This is a genomic window from Flavobacterium taihuense, from assembly GCF_019351435.1.
Classification (GTDB): Bacteria; Bacteroidota; Bacteroidia; order Flavobacteriales; family Flavobacteriaceae; genus Flavobacterium; species Flavobacterium taihuense.
In genome coordinates, this window is sequence record NZ_JAHWYN010000005.1 from 169,947 (window position 1) to 189,438 (window position 19,492).

15 protein-coding genes are annotated in these 19,492 nt (G+C 33.5%); all 15 read left to right on the plus strand.

What is annotated here, in order from left to right; all coding sequences use genetic code 11:
- Nucleotide 1: 1 nt before the first annotated feature.
- The 15 genes from KZH69_RS07445 to KZH69_RS07515 all read left to right on the plus strand — a co-directional run bounded on the left by KZH69_RS07445 (nucleotide 2) and on the right by KZH69_RS07515 (nucleotide 19,127).
- Nucleotides 2-793, plus strand: a complete 792-nt coding sequence (locus tag KZH69_RS07445) for a polysaccharide biosynthesis/export family protein (protein WP_219316803.1) — start codon at nucleotides 2-4, stop codon at nucleotides 791-793.
- A gap of 15 nt (nucleotides 794-808) precedes the next feature.
- Complete coding sequence (locus tag KZH69_RS07450; protein ID WP_219316804.1) at nucleotides 809-3,256, plus strand: polysaccharide biosynthesis tyrosine autokinase; 2,448 nt, start codon at nucleotides 809-811, stop codon at nucleotides 3,254-3,256.
- 30 nt (nucleotides 3,257-3,286) lie between these two features.
- Entirely contained in the window at nucleotides 3,287-4,273 is a 987-nt protein-coding gene (locus tag KZH69_RS07455) for an SDR family oxidoreductase (protein ID WP_219316805.1), read from the plus strand.
- Between the two features lie 103 nt (nucleotides 4,274-4,376).
- Nucleotides 4,377-5,768, plus strand: coding sequence for a UDP-glucose 6-dehydrogenase (locus KZH69_RS07460; RefSeq protein ID WP_219316806.1), 1,392 nt, complete (start codon nucleotides 4,377-4,379; stop codon nucleotides 5,766-5,768).
- Between the two features lie 510 nt (nucleotides 5,769-6,278).
- Nucleotides 6,279-7,325: an RHS repeat domain-containing protein gene (locus tag KZH69_RS07465; RefSeq protein ID WP_219316807.1), complete on the plus strand. Its 1,047-nt coding sequence runs from the start codon at nucleotides 6,279-6,281 to the stop codon at nucleotides 7,323-7,325.
- Nucleotides 7,325-7,618, plus strand: a complete 294-nt coding sequence (locus KZH69_RS07470; RefSeq protein WP_219316808.1) for a hypothetical protein — start codon at nucleotides 7,325-7,327, stop codon at nucleotides 7,616-7,618. Before KZH69_RS07465 ends, KZH69_RS07470 begins: the two co-directional genes overlap by 1 nt.
- Nucleotides 7,609-8,346 (plus strand): hypothetical protein, encoded by a 738-nt coding sequence (locus KZH69_RS07475; protein ID WP_219316809.1) that lies wholly within the window; start codon nucleotides 7,609-7,611, stop codon nucleotides 8,344-8,346. Before KZH69_RS07470 ends, KZH69_RS07475 begins: the two co-directional genes overlap by 10 nt.
- A gap of 483 nt (nucleotides 8,347-8,829) precedes the next feature.
- Nucleotides 8,830-9,732: a hypothetical protein gene (locus KZH69_RS07480; RefSeq protein WP_219316810.1), complete on the plus strand. Its 903-nt coding sequence runs from the start codon at nucleotides 8,830-8,832 to the stop codon at nucleotides 9,730-9,732.
- Nucleotides 9,733-10,127: 395 nt separating this feature from the next.
- Complete coding sequence (locus tag KZH69_RS07485) at nucleotides 10,128-10,292, plus strand: hypothetical protein (RefSeq protein ID WP_369410642.1); 165 nt, start codon at nucleotides 10,128-10,130, stop codon at nucleotides 10,290-10,292.
- 503 nt (nucleotides 10,293-10,795) lie between these two features.
- Nucleotides 10,796-11,179 (plus strand): hypothetical protein, encoded by a 384-nt coding sequence (locus KZH69_RS07490; protein ID WP_219316811.1) that lies wholly within the window; start codon nucleotides 10,796-10,798, stop codon nucleotides 11,177-11,179.
- Between the two features lie 943 nt (nucleotides 11,180-12,122).
- Complete coding sequence (locus tag KZH69_RS07495) at nucleotides 12,123-13,406, plus strand: nucleotide sugar dehydrogenase (protein WP_219316812.1); 1,284 nt, start codon at nucleotides 12,123-12,125, stop codon at nucleotides 13,404-13,406.
- A gap of 118 nt (nucleotides 13,407-13,524) precedes the next feature.
- Entirely contained in the window at nucleotides 13,525-14,571 is a 1,047-nt protein-coding gene (rfbB, locus tag KZH69_RS07500; RefSeq protein WP_219316813.1) for a dTDP-glucose 4,6-dehydratase, read from the plus strand.
- A gap of 114 nt (nucleotides 14,572-14,685) precedes the next feature.
- Nucleotides 14,686-15,156, plus strand: a complete 471-nt coding sequence (locus tag KZH69_RS07505) for a UpxY family transcription antiterminator (RefSeq protein WP_219316814.1) — start codon at nucleotides 14,686-14,688, stop codon at nucleotides 15,154-15,156.
- A 302-nt stretch (nucleotides 15,157-15,458) separates the two neighbouring features.
- The gene (locus tag KZH69_RS07510; protein ID WP_219316815.1) at nucleotides 15,459-17,882 is read left to right on the plus strand and encodes an SLBB domain-containing protein; all 2,424 of its coding nucleotides are present in this window, start codon (nucleotides 15,459-15,461) and stop codon (nucleotides 17,880-17,882) included.
- 183 nt (nucleotides 17,883-18,065) lie between these two features.
- The gene (locus KZH69_RS07515) at nucleotides 18,066-19,127 is read left to right on the plus strand and encodes a Wzz/FepE/Etk N-terminal domain-containing protein (protein ID WP_219316816.1); all 1,062 of its coding nucleotides are present in this window, start codon (nucleotides 18,066-18,068) and stop codon (nucleotides 19,125-19,127) included.
- Nucleotides 19,128-19,492: the final 365 nt, after the last annotated feature.

Here is a 19,492-nt window from a genome sequence, read left to right on the forward strand (position 1 = left end):
AATGAATAAACGTTTAGTCTTTATTTTTTTATTTATCAGTATGTTATTTACATCCTGTATTCCAGTAAAGGATTTGGTTTACCTTCAAAAAAAAGATAACTCATCCAATGAAGGACCAGTTGTAATGGTGGAATCAAAACCCTATCGTTTGCAAACGCATGATGTATTGAGTATTACAATCAAAGCCTCAGATCCCAAACTGGTAACTATTTTTAATCCAACAGCATCTGGTTCTGAAACAGATCAATCCGAATCTGGTTTGTATTTTGATGGTTTTACAGTTGATGACCATGGAAATATTCGAATTCCTGTTTTGGGAGAGATGAATGTCATGGGGTTTACCTTGGAAGAAGTGCGTGTTAGTATTGAAAAGCAATTGTTAGCTGACTATTTTAAAGATAATGCCAGTATTTTTGTAGTGGTTAAATTAGCTGGTTTTCGATATACCATTAATGGCGAGGTAGGAAGCACAGGAACTAAAACTTTGTTCCAAGAAAAAGTAAATATAATGGAAGCTATTGCCAATGCTGGAGATATAACCACGACCGGGGATAGGAAAGCAGTAACTATCATTAGGCAAACACCAAATGGAACAGAGATGAAGGATTTGGATTTAACCAATATCAATGTGATGAATTCTCCTTATTATTTTTTGCAACCCAATGATTATATTTATGTAAAACCACTAAAGCAAAAAACTTGGGGGACAGGGAGTACTGGAATTCAATCTTTGACTACTATTATTACATTATTGTCTTTAGTCTCGACTACTTATTTGTTGCTTAAAAAATAAAACCAGTTACCCTATATGTTAGATATTAAAGATTTTACGGTTTTTGAAAATCATTCCAGTTTTGATTTTAAGGGTTTTTTGATAAAGATAGTAAGTTATTGGAAATGGTTTTTAATATCCTTAGTTGTAGCATTAATGATTGCCTATCAAGTTAATGTGCGCAAAGAGAAAATTTATGAAATTGAGACTTTGATTTCTGTAAAAGAAGAAACAAACCCGCTTTTTACTTCAAATACGAGCTTGGTATTTAATTGGGGTGGAGCTTCAGATCAAATTCAAACTATTTCGACCACCTTGCAATCTCGATCTCATAATGAATTGGTAGTAGATAAGTTGCAATTTTATATTGATTATTTGAAACAAGGCGAATACAATCTTGTAGATGCTTATGGAGCAGTACCCTTTTATGTAGATATTGATAAAAAGCAAGGGCAAATAGCAGGGAATCTTATTGCAATTAAATTTATAAGTGAAAATGAGTACGAAATAAGGATTCCTTTTGAAGGAACTTCTGTTTCATTAATTCATTATTGGGATAATAGTCGAAGCAATACTTCAGTTGTTGAGGGCGAGTTTGTAAAGAAATACAAAGTGGGTGAGCAGGTTTCTTTGCCGTTTTTGAATTGGAAATTGCAAATTAAAGATAATCCTGGTTTGTACAAAGGGAATGAATATTTTGTTAGGTTCAATAATTTTGACGGTACTGTATCTAGCTATCGAAATTTAAATGTTAAATCGGATGACAAAGGAAGTTCTATAATCACTTTGGGCATGCAAGGCACCAATAAAGCCCGAATGGTCGAATATCTTAATTCTACTGTTAAGATGTTAATGAAGAGGCAATTGGAGAGTAAAAACCTGTTTGCCATAAATACGATTAGTTTTATTGATAGTACGCTTGTTGCTATGGAATCTAATCTGAAACAGACTGGAGATGAACTAAAATCTTTTCGAAAAGGGAAAAATATTTATGAAGTTGAAGATGGAGGTGGAGCTAAGTTTTCGGATAAGATACTTGGTTTTGATCTAGAGAGAGATGCAGTTAATAGAAAAATAACGTATTATAATTCATTAAAAGCTTATTTAAAAAACAGTGTAGATTATTCAAAATTGCCAGCACCATCTGTCGCTGGAATCGAGGATCCTAATATTGTTGTCAATGTGTCCAAATTAATAGCGCTGTCTACCCAAAGATCTGAAATGGCATATGCTGTCAAAAGCGAGAAAATATTTAGAGATTTTGATAATCAAATGGAAGCAATTAAGAATGTTTTGTTAGAAAATATAGTTTCGGTAAAAGCTTCATTGCAATATGATTTGGCAATTGTCGAAAGCAAAATTAATCAAGCGGAAAGTAAGATCAAGAGCCTCCCGGATGATCAGCAAGAATTAATAAAAATAAAAAGGAAATACGATTTAAATGATAATATTTATAATACGTTTCTTCAAAAAAGAAGTGAAGCTGATATTGTAAAAGCAGCCAATTTATCGGACATTCATTTTATAGATCCAGCAAAAGATATTGGCGGAGGACTTGTTGGACCTAAGACAGGAGTGAATTATGTGTTGGCTTTGTTTCTTGGATTACTGCTTCCTTTGTTGTTTATTGTTGTTCTTTTCTTTATTAATAATTCTATTCAGAATCCAGAAGATGTTAGTAGTCATAGTAGTATACCTTTGATTGGAGTTGTTGGGATCAATACAGACCATAATAATTTGGCTGTTTTTGAAAAACCTAAATCTGCATTGTCAGAATCCTTTAGATCGATTCGTTCTTCCCTTCAGTTTTTGTATAAAAAGAATAATGTTGCTGGAGCAAAGACACTAATGATTACCTCTTCAGTAAGTGGTGAGGGAAAAACATTTTGTTCTATTAATATTGCTACCGTTTTTGCTTTGAGCGAGAAAAAGACAGTGATTGTTGGATTGGATTTAAGAAAGCCTAAGCTGTTTACTGAGTTTAATTTATCTAATGATGTGGGAGTTGTGAATTATCTTATAAAGCAAAAAAGTTTGGATGAAATTGTAAACCATACCTCTGTTCCTTTTCTGGATGTCATCCTTTCTGGTCCAGTTCCGCCAAATCCTTCCGAGTTAATTTTGAGCGAGGGAATGAAAGAGTTGATGGACGAGTTGAAAGCAAATTACGATTATATTATTTTGGATACGCCTCCTGTTGGTTTGGTAGCAGATGCTCTTGAATTGGATCAATATTGTGATGTTACTTTGTATATTGTAAGACAAAATTTCACTAAAAAGGAAATGATAACTTTGCTTAATAATAGGGTTAACCGAGGAGAGCTTCATAATGCCAGTATTATTTTGAATGGCTTTGAGAACAAAGCAAAATATGGTGGAGGTTATGGATACGGCTATGGTTATGGAAATGGTAATTATTCAAATGGTTACCATGAAGAGGAAAATAAAAAAAGTATTTTTAAACGAATATTTAAAAAAAAATAACGGTATAGTTCATTTTAAACTGACTAAGGAATGATTGAAAATAATAAAAATAAAATACTAATTACTGGAGGAGCTGGATTTATTGGTTCTAATCTTTGTGAGTATTTTTTATCTAAAAATTATAAAGTGGTTTGTTTGGATAATTTTGCGACAGGCCATCGACATAATTTGAAGGATTTTATAAACAACGAAAATTTCAGTTTAATTGAGGGTGATATAAGGGATATGGTAGCATGTCAACAAGCAGTGCAAGGTATTGATTTTGTATTGCATCAAGCTGCATTAGGTTCAGTTCCCAGATCGATAAATGATCCAATTACTACGAATGATGTCAATGTGTCTGGTTTTTTGAATATGTTGGTTGCTGCAAGAGACGCTAATGTAAAGCGATTTGTATATGCAGCTAGTTCGTCCACTTATGGAGATTCTGAGGGTTTACCAAAAGTGGAAGAAGTTATAGGAAAACCACTTTCTCCTTATGCTATTACAAAATACGTAAATGAGTTGTATGCCGAAATTTTTAGTAAAACTTATGGACTGGAGACGATAGGATTGCGCTATTTTAATGTATTTGGAAGAAAGCAAGATCCCAATGGTGCTTATGCAGCTGTTATTCCAAAATTTGTGATGCAATTGATGCAACATGAGAGCCCAAAAATAAATGGAGACGGAAATTATTCCCGCGATTTCACCTATATTGATAACGTAATTCAAATGAATGAGTTGGCGATGACTACTCAAAATCCAGATGCAATAAATACGGTTTACAATACTGCTTTCGGGGATCGAAATACCTTAAATGATTTGGTAGGTTATTTGAAAACTTTTTTAGCTGAGTATGATCCAAAGATTACAGATGTAACCATTGAGTACGGACCTAACAGAGCGGGAGATATTCCCCATTCATTAGCCAGTATTGATAAAGCCAAAACAGTTTTGGGTTATAATCCTAAATTTTCTTTGCAAGAGGGATTGAAGGAAGCAGTGGGTTGGTATTGGGAGAACCTTGGCAGTTAGCAGAATTTAGATGGCAGAATATAGGGAATAGAAAGTAGATTTCAGAAAATACAAAATAGGATAAAGAGAATAGAAAATATAATAGAGTAAATATAATAGAGATATGAAGATTACAAAAATTTGTTGCATCGGAGCAGGATATGTTGGAGGGCCGACAATGGCCGTTATCGCACAAAAATGCCCTCATATTCAAGTTACAGTTGTCGATTTGAATGAAGAAAGAATTTCAGCATGGAATGATGAAAATACAGATAATATTCCAATTTACGAACCTGGTTTAGATACTATTGTTGCTGAAGCCAGAGGAAGAAACTTGTTTTTTTCTACAGAAGTAGATAAAGCAATAGATGAAGCTCAAATCATTTTTATATCCGTAAATACACCAACAAAAACGTACGGAAAAGGGAAAGGAATGGCTGCCGATTTGAAATATATTGAATTGTGTGCGCGACAAATTGCTAGAGTTGCCAAAAGCAATAAGATTGTTGTTGAAAAATCAACATTACCGGTGCGCACCGCTGAGGCTATTAAAAGTATTCTTGACACTACCGGAAATGGAGTGCAGTTTCAGATATTATCCAATCCGGAGTTTCTTGCCGAAGGAACTGCAGTTCAAGATTTATTGAGTCCTGATCGTATATTGATAGGAGGAGACACTACTGAAGAAGGACAAAAAGCGATTCAAGCTTTAGTAGATGTGTATTCGAATTGGGTGAGTCCAGAAAAAATATTGACTACCAATGTTTGGTCATCAGAGTTGTCAAAATTGACAGCCAATGCTTTTTTGGCACAAAGAATATCTTCTATTAATGCGATGTCCGAGCTTTGTGAAAAAACAGGTGCCGATGTCAATGAAGTGGCCAGAGCCATTGGAATGGATAGCCGAATTGGTCCTAAGTTTCTGAAAGCTTCAGTCGGATTTGGAGGTTCTTGTTTTCAAAAAGACATTCTAAATTTGGTTTATATTGCAAAATCATACGGCTTGAATGAAGTTGCCGATTATTGGGAGCAAGTTATCATTATGAACGACCACCAAAAGCGACGTTTCTCCAATAATATAGTGCAAACGCTATATAATACTGTAGCTGATAAAAAGATTGCTTTCTTGGGTTGGGCTTTCAAGAAAGATACCAATGATACCAGAGAATCTGCAGCGATATATGTGGCAGACGATTTGATTAATGAACAAGCAAAAATTGCGGTATATGATCCGAAAGTGTCTCGCAAAAAGATGGTAAATGATTTGAATTATTTAGAAACAAGAGCGGCAGAAGAAAATGAAAGAAGTATATTTACTTTTGAAAACCCATATTTGTCTTGTGAAAACGCACATGCCATAGCCATACTTACGGAGTGGGATGAATTTGTAAATTATGATTGGCAAAGGATATATGATGGTATGCAAAAACCTGCTTTTGTTTTTGATGGAAGAAATATATTAAATAAAGAAAAATTGGAAGCTATTGGTTTTGTATATCAGGCTATAGGCTCTTAGACGCTTGAAAGTTTAAGATTGATAAAAATAGTGATACTATATTAGAAAGGGTAAAATATAGGATTAAATTTCCAAAAGTATAAAAGGGCTAATTTTTTAAAAGTTAGTCCTTTTTTATGCTTTTTTGTTTATTAAAAGGGGGTTTTAATCATTTGGATAATGCTGAGTAAATTTTTTAAAGGTGGGAAGAGGGAAAGCAAAAAGTTTTATTATTTTTAGTTTAGAGGCTTTGCGTCAAAAAGGAGCTTAACTGAAAGACATTCACTCAGTGTATGGAAACTCCTAAGCAACAGCCGCAGCAAATCGGTAGTAACGACTGAGGCAGGCGCCATAGCCAAAATCAAATATTATTCAGGTATAACTGCTGTAGAGGTTATAGAAAAACCGAATCAGAGCCTGCAATTTATTACCTATATTGCTGGATCGCCTTATGATGCAGCAGTAGCTCTCGAAAAAACATATACAAATAGCGGCGGTAACTACACACCCAGTACACAAGAATATTTATATTTGCATAGAGATTATCAAGGTACCATTTTGGCTATTTCCGGCAATGGAGGCATCATCAAAGAAAGAAGACAATATGACCCTTGGGGACTCCTCAAAAAACAGTATAAAAACAATGTTGAAGTACCTGCAGCGACTTTCAATAATGTTGATTTTGAATTATTGACGGATAGAGGTTATACGGGACATGAGCACTTCTTTTCGGTAGGAATCATCCACATGAATGCCCGAATTTATGACCCTATACTGCATACGTTCTTATCACCCGATGCACTCATTTCAGATCCTAGCAACCCACAAAATTACAACCGCTACGCCTACGCATTAAACAATCCGTTGATGTATGTTGATTATAACGGTAATGAACCTATTACGGCCACTGTATTGGTTACTGCTGCTATTATTGGTGCTGTTATTAGTGGAGTAACTTATGTAGGGATATCACTCTATAATGGTACAGCTATAACTTGGGGAGGATTAACTAAGAGTATTTTGGTAGGTGCTATTAGCGGGATGGCTACTTGTGGCATTGGGGCAGTTGCTGGTTCGATTTTTAGTAACTCTGCAACAAGTTTTTTTCAAGGAGCGTTACAAGGAGCAGTTACTGGCGCTATTACCGGTACGGGTGGTGCTTTTATAAATGCTATTCTTGATGGAGATAACCCAACACTGAAGGCTATCCTTCAAGGAGTATTAACCGGAGCAGTCGTTGGTGGGATTATTGGTGGAATTCAAGGAGGTTTAAGGGCTCAAGAACAAGGATTAACCTTTTGGAAGGGGGAAAAATGGTATGAGGTAAAAATTGGATCAGGAAGACTTTTTAGTTCCTCTTCAACAGTTGATTTTTCAAGCCCAAAATGGGATGTTGACCAAAGTTTGAATATTTCTCAAACTAATCAAAAGGGCCATTGGGATTGCACAGTAGCTTGTAAGCAATCAGTAGATAAGTATTATAATGTTTTAGGACAAGGAAAAAATAATTCCAGTTGGCTAAACAGGGCAAATATACTTGATAGTAATGGTAAGGTGGAATTAAAAACACACAAATAATGGGATATTATAATGGTTCTGGATATTCAACTAATCCATTAGGGAATGGCTATTTTGAAAACTATAATGCTAATAATGCACTACCTTGGATGTCTAATGAGATGCAACAAAATAGAATAATTCAAATTGGTTGGAAACCAGATGGAGTAAATGGACACGCAAGCTTAGTAACTAGACTAAGATATTTATCTGATTTTTCTAAATTTAGAATTGATTTAATGAATCCAGATGGAGGATCTACCATTTTAAAAAGTTTAAAAAGTGTTCATCAAATATTTAGTGTATGGAAATAATTAAAAAAATGTTTTTGTTGCTCTTGATTATGATTACATCTATTGTTTCAGGTCAGAAATTATCAAAAAATGAGAAAGAAGCTTTTTTGATAGGGATGTTTAACTATTATGGAGGATGTATAAACATACCAAATCATCCAACTTTAGATAAACGATTGACTTATTTTTTTAAAAGCAAGAAAAACCTAGTACAAATTTTTTCAGATACTTTAAAAAAATACTCATTAGAAAATGATTTAAAATTTGAAATAGTTGAGGGTGAATCATTTACTGAAGTTTATTTAAGAGATACGATCAACCCTTTTGAAAAATACTTTAAAAGAATTAAATCAGATAATGGATATTCTGATAAACAAAGTGATAAGGATTATATTGTTTACAATTTAGAATTAAGGAAGAAAAAACTATCAAGCGAAAATCAAAAAATATACTTTTTACTAGGAGCGTTTATAAATTGCGGAAGTATAAACTCAGGAGGAGAATATATTTACGGTTATCCAAGTGAAAAATATATAAATTATATCATTTATTTATTAAAGGATTTAGATGAAAAAATTATAGAAATTTCAACAAGTAGATATAAAGTACCAGGTGGGAAAGGCGTTTCTTTTATTCCTAGAGGCAAATTAAAAGATATTTTAGAAAAAAATATGGGTTTGTGGGAGCAAAATATTATAAAGGAATTGACTTCCATTGAAAAAGACTCCTCCAAAAGGCGCGAGCATTAAGTAACATTGAGCTAGTGCGGGCTAATCCCCAGATGGCTCGGATATGTCTTCGCAACGATAGTGCGGTTTTGCAACTCCGATCGCTCGGGTGCAATCCGTACCCGCAACAATTAGACACTAAAGTAAGCATACTGTAAAAAAAGAGCTGCAATATGATTTTGATTCTTGTAGCTCTTTTTGTATTTTTAAATAAAAAAATATGTCCACAAAATACAAGGCAACAGCTATAGAAGAAGCTTATTTTATAAGCATAACAACTGTCGGTTGAATAAATATATTTACACGGCTTAACCCAGATGGCTCGGATGTGTCTTCGCAACGATAGTGCGGTTAACTATATTCACAATAATCCTGTAAAAGATAAAGTTGTCACTTTGCCAGAGGATTACTATTTTAGTTCGTCAAGTAATTTGCAGGATTAGATTATGAGTTAGAAGTAATTTTGTTAGATTTGTTTTAGTTGCCAATTGGAACGGGCACAGAATGCAATTCTGCGCTATCTGTATAGAGGAATATTTTCTAAATCCGAGCGATCGGGTGGCAACTTGTGGAATAGGACATATTGCTCAAAGTGCCACGACAGCCATTTTTGGCACAACCCAAGGCACGCTCAATGGAGTATTATTGGCAGTAACGAGAGGAGTGATGCACGGTGCTGCACAGGGTATTATTCAAGGTGTCAGCGGTGGCAACGCCGGACAATCGTTTATTACCGCTATGGCGACGAGTATAGCATGTGATGCTTTTGGTGCAATACCTGGCACAGTTGGTGAGTATGCTAATAGCATTGTTGGAACAAGTTTATTTGGAAGTGTTACAGGTGGAGTAACCAGTCGTTTGCAAGGAGGTAATTTTTGGGAAGGTGCAGCCATTGGGCTTACAGTAAGTTTGTTGAACCATGCTGGACAAAAGTTGAGTGAGGCGATTGAGAAGATAAAAGCAACAAATGAAGAAAACCAAGAAAAAGATATAGATTTTGTTGAATTATTTGAAAAAGTCATGAGTAATAAAGTTGGAACGACATTGACAGCAGACCAAATTATTAAAAAATATAATCTACCTGTAAAAATCAAAAGTGCAATCAACTCAATGAAATTAGTGTCTAAAAACAAAATATATGTTGATTGGAATAATGAAGGGAGCATAAATACTTTATCAAAAATAAATATAAAAGATGGTATACTTTCAATAAAACGAGGATTTGTTCCTACTAAACCTGGCGCTAAACTTGGAAGTAATGGTTACATTATATCAGGAGGAGGACTTAATTATCAGCCTTCTAGATGGAGTTCGGACTCATATAGTCCAGTTTTTGTGACAAAAACTGGTATTTTTGGTTATTTTCCAAAGACAAACACAATAACACCCGAAGGCGCAGGCTTTTAAATAAAACATTATGAAATTACAAACAGCTTTTTTTTCATTTTTACTTATTCTGTCTTTTTTGACAATAATTATGATAACCGTTTTTTTTACTAATATTTATTTTGATTCAAATTATGCATTATCCCCTACTTTTAAATTGATAAAATGGACTTGTTTAAATATAATTTTGTGTCATTTTATTTATATCGTCACTCTTACATGTTTACTTTCTTACAAGGGTAAACTATTAGCAAAAAATTATTTTTACAGTATAATAATTACATTGATTTTAATTATTATTTCATTAGTTTTTACTGTATTTTACTTTTATGATTTTATACAATTTTAATATTTGTTGGTAAGGTAGTGTAGTGTGGGTTGGTTGTTAGTGGACTGAATCATGGGTTAAAACCCAGATGGCTCGGATGTGTCTTCGCAACGATAGTGCGGTTAACTATATTCACAATAATCCTGTAAAAGATAAAGTTGTCACTTTGCCAGAGGACTACTATTTTAGTTCGTCAAGTAATTATGCAGGATTGGATTATGAGTTAGAAGTAATTTTGTTAGATTTGTTTTAGTTGCCAATTGGAACGGGCACAGAATGCAATTCTGCTATCTGTATAGAGGAATATTTTCTAAATCCGAGCGATCGGGTATTACTGTTTAAAAATTTAAATAACGCCTAATGACCGCAATTTTTATAAAGAAGAGAGCTAATTTTTAATATTAGCTCTTTTTTTATGCTTTTGGGGCGTCATGAATAATTATACAAGTTATAATTAGCTTTTTCTGAAATAGAATATCTACAAGAGTCAGTCGATTTGTTAAAATTTCAAGGAATTGATCTTGATTCTAAATTTCAAAATTAGGAATATTTTTAGTTCTGTTTTTTTATGTTTTTATGGTGTAAATCACTAACTTTAAGGTTTTTAGTTATTTGTTTGAATTATGGTTTTTGGTTTTTTATAATTACAGAACTTGATTTTTGATAGTGAAAATACTTTTGTTTTTTACTATCGACTAAAATAATAAATAACATCGATTCAATCAATTTTATACTATTTTAAAAAAAAGACGAAAAATGGAAGCTAAAAAAACAATTCAGGAATTGCACGAAGAGCACAAAACATGGTTAAACAAACTTATGTTTTATAAAGATGAACTTAAAATCATGGATAATAGAATACTGGAAGTAGCCCAAAAAAACACATCTAAAGAGGCGCGTTCCTTGGCTGATTATTTCAACAATCAGTTGATTATTCAAAAAGAACAGATTGACAATTTGACTCATGATATTAAAAGTCACGAATTGTTTCTTGAAGCAGCAATGATTAATAATCCTAAAGTTATAGATAAGGAAAGTTTTTTGGATCACAATAAGCACCGAGAAAATATAACGACTTTTGAGAAATTATTTAAAGATTTGAGAGAAGAGTTAATTGATTATCTGTCGAAATGGATGTGAATTCGAAAATTTAGTTTTGATTTTGTATTTAAATGTAGATTTCGAATTAGAAATATACTGCATCTGCATTCATTTAGTTTTTGTGTTTTTATTATCTGCTAAATATAATCTTCGATGCTTTGGGTTCTTTGAAACAAAGTACTTGTTCCTGTTTTTAAAACCAAAATACAAAAGCATTATTTTATTGGATGTAATTATTATGCTATTTGTAGAACTTCTTTTTCTTTGTTTAAAAGCATCCCCAAAGTATTCAGGAAGTGAGCGTTTGTTTTTATTGAATAATTCAGCTTCATAATGAAATCTAATGTTAGATCTGGGTTTAATTAAGATCAAAACAGGAAGTCGTATTATTATATATGTAGTTTGTTGCAATATTGTTGTTGAAAATCTCAAACATGGAATAACAAGCAATTTCATAAAAATATTATTTTTTGAGCGATAGGTTGGCAAATTTTCCCAGCGGATATTAAGTGAATTTGTTTATGTGTCAAGTGTTATCCATGAATTTTAATCAGTGGCAAAAAATAGATTTGGTACATATTCGGACAGTTATAAAAGGAAAACAGTTCTTCTGTTGATATAGTATTTGGATAATGCCTAAACTTACGAAAAACTTGAGAGTGGATTAAAATAAATTGTGTTAAAAAGGCTGTGGAATTACTGTTTTTGATACTGCATGATATCACCAAAAGCAGTGATTTTTTACTTATTCAAGACATTTTATTTGGAATATTTTATTGACTATAAGATGTTTGCATTTTTTTTGTGTGAATTTTTTTTTATTGTTTTACTGAGGTCTTTTTTTTGATTCAATCGGATTCTTATTTTTTGTATATTTGTTGGCTTAATTCAGATGGAACTAGTACTTTAATTATTAAAATACTATTTTGAAAAATCTGTTTTTAATAATTAAAACTTTTAAAACCAACAATAGTTTAAGAAATTGAATAAAGACATAAAAATTGCGGTAATAGGTTTGGGTTACGTTGGTTTGCCTTTGGCTCGATTGTTTGCTACCCAATATTCGGTTGTAGGATTTGATATCAATGTGTCCAGAGTTGAAGCATTACAATCGGGGACAGACAGTACCCTTGAAGTTGATGATGAAACGTTACAAAAAGTGTTAGTTCAAAAAACGGGTACTCAAAAAGGTTTATATTGTACTTCACATATAGCTGACATCGCTGATTGTAATTATTATATAGTTACGGTTCCTACTCCAGTTGACAAAAATAATCGCCCCGATTTAATTCCATTATACAAGTCCAGTGAAACCGTTGGTTCTGTTTTGAAAAAAGGAGATATTGTTATTTATGAGTCGACTGTTTATCCAGGTGTTACTGAAGAGGAATGTGTACCCGTTTTAGAAAAAGTGTCTGGATTAAAATTCAATATCGATTTTTTTGCTGGTTATTCTCCAGAGCGAATTAACCCAGGGGACAAAGAACACACTGTAGAAAAAATATTAAAAATAACATCAGGATCCACTCCTGAAATTGGACAAAAAGTAAACGAATTGTACCAATCGGTTATCCTAGCAGGAACGCATCTTGCTCCTTCCATAAAAGTGGCTGAGGCAGCCAAAGTAATTGAAAACTCCCAACGCGATATCAATATTGCTTTTGTTAATGAATTGGCCAAAATTTTTAATCTTTTGGATATTGACACTTCTGCTGTCCTTAAAGCGGCGGGTACCAAGTGGAATTTCCTTCCCTTCAAACCCGGTTTAGTTGGTGGGCATTGTATAGGTGTTGATCCTTATTATCTTGCTCAAAAAGCCCAAGAAAAAGGCTATCATCCTGAAATAATTTTGGCAGGACGTCGTTTGAATGATAGTATGGGCGACTATGTGGCTTCACAAGTAGTAAAGCTAATGATTAAAAAAGGCGTAACTATTAATGGCGCCAGTTTGTTAATGTTAGGTATTACTTTTAAGGAAAATTGCCCTGATGTTCGCAATACCAAAATTGTAGATGTAATTAAAGCATTGGAGGATTATGGAATTCAAGTGACTATTTTTGATCCTTGGGCCAATGCTACCGAGGTAGAACATGAATATGGTTTGGCAATGGTGAATGAGGTGCCAAAGGCTACTTTTGATGCTGTTATTTTAGGTGTGGCACATAAAGAGTTTTTGAGTTTAGACATCAATTTGTTGCGTAATAGATGCAGTGTGTTGTATGATGTTAAGGCAGTTTTGGTTGATGGAGTAGATGGAAAGTTGTGAGCGTTTAACGGTCAGCAGTGAATGGTGAATTGTGGGTAGTCAGAACACAGATTAGAGATAGTAGAAATTAGAAAGCATAAAAAAGAGTATAGTCAATAGACAACATTAAAATAAAAAAATGAAAAAGATACTTATTACAGGAGGAGCGGGGTTTATTGGTTCACATGTTGTAAGACGATTTGTGCAAAACTATCCCGATTACCAAATTTTCAATTTGGATGCCCTGACGTATGCTGGAAATTTAGAAAACATCAAGGATATTGAAAAAGAACCGAATTATACTTTTGTAAAAGGAGATATTACAGATGAAATTTTTTTAAATGATTTGTTTCAAAATCAGCAGTTTGATGGGATTATTCATTTAGCCGCCGAATCTCATGTGGATCGTTCTATCGAAGATCCTTTGGCTTTCGTTAAAACCAATGTGATTGGAACTATGAATTTATTGAATGCAGCCAAAAAACAATGGTTGAGTAACTTTGAAGGAAAACGTTTTTACCATGTAAGTACAGATGAGGTTTATGGTTCACTAGGGGCTGAAGGTTTGTTTACAGAAACTACAGCTTATGATCCCAATTCACCATATTCTGCATCCAAAGCGAGCTCGGATCATTTTGTTCGTGCTTATGGAGAAACGTACGGATTACCATACGTAATAACCAATTGTTCCAATAATTATGGGCCTTTTCATTTTCCGGAGAAATTAATACCGTTATTTATCAACAATATTATCAATAACAAGGCATTGCCAGTTTATGGAGATGGGAATTATACCAGAGATTGGTTGTTTGTAAAAGATCATGCAGTGGCTATTGACTTGGTTTTTCATGATGGAAAAAATCATGAAACTTATAATATTGGTGGGTTCAACGAGTGGAAAAATATTGATTTGGTTAAAGTATTATGTCAGCAAATGGATAAAAAACTAGGTAGAGTAGAAGGTGAGTCGGCTCGATTGATTACTTATGTAAAAGACAGGCCAGGTCATGATTTGCGTTATGCCATTGATGCTTCCAAAATAAATAGCCAGTTGGGCTGGAAGCCTTCTGTAACTTTTGAAGAAGGATTGGAAATTACTATCGATTGGTATTTGAATAACCAAGATTGGTTGAATAATGTGACTTCTGGGGAATATGCATCTTATTACGAGAAACAGTATTCGTAGAATGTATTGAGAGGTGAGTAGTAAATAGTTAATTGTGAGGAGTGAAAGGTTAGTCGTGAATTTTAGTTTAAGCTGATATTATCGTAACTATACCTAATTGGAAAAAGAAAAAATATGAACTGGTACGTAGTTTACACCAAGCCCAAGTGGGAAAAGAAAGTTGCGGAGCGGTTGAATGAAATTGGAATTATAACCTATTGCCCTTTGATTAGTAAAGTCAGTCAATGGTCGGATCGAAAAAAGAAAATACAGGTGCCATTGTTTAATTCCTATATTTTTGTTCAAGTAGAAGAAAGGGAACGGAATGTTATTTTTGATATTCCAGGGGTAATACGATACTTATTTTGGTTGGGAAAACCTGCTATTGTGAAAGAAAAAGAGATTCAAATTATTAAAAATTGGTTGAGTATGCCAGATACTTTCCAAGTCGTTGTTGATAAATGGCAAAAAGGGGATAAAATAGTTTTAGAATCGGGGCCATTTCTTGCGCAATCAGCAATTGTACAAGATATAAAACAGAATCATTATGTGCTTGTTTTGGAGTCTTTAGGGTGTATCCTTAAAGTGGAAAAAAAAATACAATGATCCTTTTTTTGTGTTAAAGTAATTAAATATAAGGTTTGTTTTGTTTAGTGTGCTGTTTTTTAGCTATTTGCTGTTGGTTTTATGTTTTGATATTAAAGGTTAAATCAATAACTTAAAAAGAGGGCAAATCTTTTTTTTAGTATAAATTTGCAAACTCATAGAATTTGGTGAGCCAAAATGGGACTCACTAAGGCGAAGCCGTGTAAAATCGGTACTTTTTTATAAGATAAAAGTGTAAAATTCTTAGTTTTAATTTAAAATAAAAATATCATATTCCATTAAAATCAAATAGTACCTACCATATGAAAAAAATATTTATAGTAATTATCCTTTTTATAGCCCTGTGTCAAACTTCTACATTGAGCGCTCAAGACATTTTAAAAGGTAAAGACCTAAGCACGGTACGAGTAGATCTTTTATCGGACGAGGATATCGTCAAAATAAAAACACAGTTGGAAAGTAATAATATGTCTATAGATCAGGTAGAGTCTACAGCCTTGTCAAAAGGGATGAGTGCTGGGGAATTTGCTAAATTGAAAAATCGATTGGCAACAACAGCAACATTGGATAAAACTAATGCCAAAAACGTCAATTCTGATAATGAAGAAGGAGTAAGAAAACAAGAAGCAGTAGGGAATAATAAAGAAAAAGATGTAGCGAATTCATTTGTTTTTGGATCTGAATTGTTTGATAACCCCAATTTAAATTTTCAACCCAATTTAAAAATAGCGACACCGGTCAATTATGTTTTGGGACCAGGAGATGAATTGCAAGTAAGTGTAAACGGTGTACAAGAGTTTAATGCTAGTGTGCCTGTAACTGTTGAAGGGAAAGTAAACATTCAATATGTGGGACAAATCGCAGTAGCAGGATTAACTATAGAGGTTGCAACCCAAAAAATAAAAGGGGCGATCTCACGAATTTATAGTACTGTACGCTCGGGACAATCTCAAGTTACAGTAAGTTTAAGCGGCATCCGAACTATTATGGTAACGATTATCGGAAGTAAACAGCCTGGTAATTATTCTATTTCTTCATTGGCTACAGTCTACAATGCTTTATTTTTGGGTGGCGGGCCCGGTGTTAATGGAACATATAGAAACATCGAATTAATTAGAAATAATAAGGTCTACAAGAATGTTGATATTTATCGCTTTTTGGTAAGTGGTAACCAATCCGACAACGTAGGGTTAAAGGATAATGATGTTATTCGTATTCCAGCGTATACTAATAGAGTTACACTAGAAGGAGCAGTAAAAAGACCAGGGATTTTTGAAATGAAAAAAGGCGAGAATTTCTCCCATTTATTGACTTTTGCCTCTGGTTTTAATGAGTTTGCCTATACTGCGTCGGTAAATGTTTTACAAAAAACAGGAAAAGAATTCAAGGTTGCGGATATACAAGAATCACAATACAGCAGTTATGTACCTTTGAATGGAGATGAGTATCGTGTTTCTAAGATTTTGAATCGTTTTGAAAACAGAATAATAATAAATGGAGCAGTGTTTAGGCCGAATACTTATTCTTTTTACGAAGGGATGCGCGTTTCCGATTTGATTAAACAAGCTGAGGGATTAAAGGAAGATGCTTATCTTAAAAGGGCCAGAATCGTACGATTAAAAGAAGATTTAACCAAAGAGATTGTAAATATTGATTTGGCTACAGCAATGACAGGTGATGCTACAAGTAATATTGTATTAAAAAAAGAGGATGTAGTAACCGTTTATTCTGTCTTAGATTTTAAAGAAGAGTATAAAGTGACTATTGAAGGCGAAATAAATAGACCCAATGTATATGATTATCAAGATAATTTAACACTGAATGATCTTATAATAGCTGCAGGAGGGTTAACGGGTTCGGCTTCTAAGCGTGTTGAGATCGCCAGAATGATTCGTTCAGAAGAGATCGATGACAGTAATCCCAATAAAGTAGAATTGTTTAATATTGAAATCACCCCTGATTCGAATGAACAGCTTACCAATTTTGCGTTGAAACCTTTTGACATAGTCAATATCAGGAGAATGGCGGTTATTCACAAGCCAGAGATGGTTACTGTAACCGGTTCTGTCATTTATCCTGGGAAATATGTTTTGGCCGGGAAAAAAGAAAAAATTTATGATGTTGTTAAAAGAGCAGGTGGACTTACATCATTGGCAAGTTTGAATGGAGTAAAAATAAAAAGACCTATCAAAAAAGGCCAAATAGAAGATCTTGAGAATATTGATCTGAATTTAGGAGAGAAAGATAGTATTCAAAACAAATTGGAAAAGAGATTAAAAGACGAAGTGAAATTTGCCACTATTCCTGTGGATTGGGGTAAAGTGATAAAAAATCAAAGCAGCAATGCGAATGTAACGTTATTACCAGGTGACGAAATTGATGTTTCGCCTTTTAATGAAACGGTTAAAGTGGCTGGAAACGTACTTTTGACATCAGAGATTCCATATAATAAAAACAAAGGGTTTAATTATTACTTGGATGCTGTAGGTGGTTTGGATGCAAAGGGATGGAGAAAGAAGGCGTATATTATATACCCGAACGGAGAAGCTGCGGTATCACACAAAGTTTTATTGTTTTTTAGATCCAATCCTAAGGTATTGCCGGGTTCACAAATTGTAGTGCCTGAAAAGCCAGAAACCGAAAAGATGAGCGCAGCGCAGTGGGTCAGTATTGCTTCGGTATTAGTGAGTATGGGAGTTCTTTTGGTTACAGCGATAAAACCGTAATTTTATTACCAGTTATTGGCTTAATTATAGAATACAACCACAATAGGTTTGAAATATCATTGTTCATTTAGAATAAAAAAAGCACAAGATTTAAACAAACTGACTTCTCATTATAAATTTATAAACAAGCTGTGACTATTTTTATAAAATTACTTGAAAAGATAATTAAAGACAACTAATATAATGAACGAACAAATACCCAACGACGAAATTTCTTTAAAAGAGTTGCTAGAAAAAACCAAAGATTGGTATGTTTATTTACTAACACAATGGAAGGTTCTTGTACTAGCAGGATTAGTTGGCGCTACTTTGGGATTGACCTATTCTTTTATCAAGAAACCAGTTTATACTGCCACCTTATCTTTCGCTTTAGAGGATGAAAAAGGAGGTGGGAGCTTTGGATTAGGTTCGTTAGCCAGTTCTTTTGGAATTGATATTGGCGGCGGTGGCGGTAGCATATTTAACGGTTCTAATTTGACAGAGTTGTTCAAATCCCGTACCATGGTAGAGCAAACTTTAATGAATCCTGTTACTGTAAATGGGAAAGTAATTTCTTTGGCTGAAATGTATATTCAAAATAAAGATTGGAGAGTTAAATGGAATGATAGTCCAAAATACAAGAACATACAATTTTTACCCGAAACCAAACGTAAGTACTTCACCAGAGTACATGATAGTATTTTAGGTGTAATCTACAGTGATTTATCAAAAAATTCTTTGACAGTGGCTCAAAAGGATAAAAAAATTGCTATTATTTCAATGGATGTGGCTTCTACAGATGAATTGTTTTCCATTTATTTTTGTGAAGCATTAGCTAAACAGGTTGGGAAATTTTATATCGCGACAAAAAGTAAAAAAGCTCGTATGAACATGGAAATTTTGGAAAGACAAACGGATTCTATACGTGCTGCACTCAATAGTGCCATTTCAGGTGCTGCGGTGGCCACTGATAATACTTTTATGTTGAATCCTGCGCTTAATGTAAAGCGTACTCCTTTGGCTCTCCGTCAGATTGATGTTCAGGCTAATACTGCAATACTTTCTGAATTAGTAAAGCAAACGGAATTGGCTAAAGTAACAGTACGCAAAGAAACACCTTTAATACAAGTGATTGACCGGCCAATTTTGCCTCTGCCTAAGGAGCGTTTGGGTAAAGCTAAAGGAATTATTTTTGGAGGATTTTTGGCAGGATTTTTGGGTTTTTTTTATTTGATAATTAGAAGGTTACTAAATCAGCTTAGTTGAAAATAAAAATTCAATATTGAAGATAGTCAATAAAAAATTCTTTTAAAAATATTTCGCTACTTTTGGTATTATTCCTTTCAAATAAGAAGTAGGATATATTAAAAAAACATGTATTTTCTTTAAGAAATAAAATCAAGGTTTTCTTTGACATTCATTGGTTCAAATTTATGCTTTTTTAGATAAGTTTATAATAAGTGTGATGTTAGCGGGCATCTACTGAATTAGCGTATGCGTCTAGTAATTGTGCTAATCGTTACCCTTTTTTGTTGCTCTTAAAATATTATTTTCATTTGAACAAATGCGGCTAATTTAATTTTAAAAGTAAGAAACTCGGAGTATATGGGGAATGTGTTTAACGAGTTTGA

What these genes read in the sequence shown, in the direction of transcription:
- KZH69_RS07445 (WP_219316803.1), top strand. Translation starts at nt 2, where the DNA reads ATGAATAAACGTTTAGTCTTTATTTTTTTATTTATCAGTATGTTATTT.
- KZH69_RS07455 (WP_219316805.1), top strand. Translation starts at nt 3,287, where the DNA reads ATGATTGAAAATAATAAAAATAAAATACTAATTACTGGAGGAGCTGGA.
- KZH69_RS07475 (WP_219316809.1), top strand. Translation starts at nt 7,609, where the DNA reads ATGGAAATAATTAAAAAAATGTTTTTGTTGCTCTTGATTATGATTACA.
- KZH69_RS07450 (WP_219316804.1), top strand. Translation starts at nt 809, where the DNA reads ATGTTAGATATTAAAGATTTTACGGTTTTTGAAAATCATTCCAGTTTT.
- KZH69_RS07490 (WP_219316811.1), top strand. Translation starts at nt 10,796, where the DNA reads ATGGAAGCTAAAAAAACAATTCAGGAATTGCACGAAGAGCACAAAACA.
- KZH69_RS07505 (WP_219316814.1), top strand. Translation starts at nt 14,686, where the DNA reads ATGAACTGGTACGTAGTTTACACCAAGCCCAAGTGGGAAAAGAAAGTT.
- KZH69_RS07460 (WP_219316806.1), top strand. Translation starts at nt 4,377, where the DNA reads ATGAAGATTACAAAAATTTGTTGCATCGGAGCAGGATATGTTGGAGGG.
- rfbB (WP_219316813.1), top strand. Translation starts at nt 13,525, where the DNA reads ATGAAAAAGATACTTATTACAGGAGGAGCGGGGTTTATTGGTTCACAT.
- KZH69_RS07485 (WP_369410642.1), top strand. Translation starts at nt 10,128, where the DNA reads ATGGCTCGGATGTGTCTTCGCAACGATAGTGCGGTTAACTATATTCAC.
- KZH69_RS07510 (WP_219316815.1), top strand. Translation starts at nt 15,459, where the DNA reads ATGAAAAAAATATTTATAGTAATTATCCTTTTTATAGCCCTGTGTCAA.
- KZH69_RS07480 (WP_219316810.1), top strand. Translation starts at nt 8,830, where the DNA reads ATGCAATTCTGCGCTATCTGTATAGAGGAATATTTTCTAAATCCGAGC.
- KZH69_RS07470 (WP_219316808.1), top strand. Translation starts at nt 7,325, where the DNA reads ATGGGATATTATAATGGTTCTGGATATTCAACTAATCCATTAGGGAAT.
- KZH69_RS07515 (WP_219316816.1), top strand. Translation starts at nt 18,066, where the DNA reads ATGAACGAACAAATACCCAACGACGAAATTTCTTTAAAAGAGTTGCTA.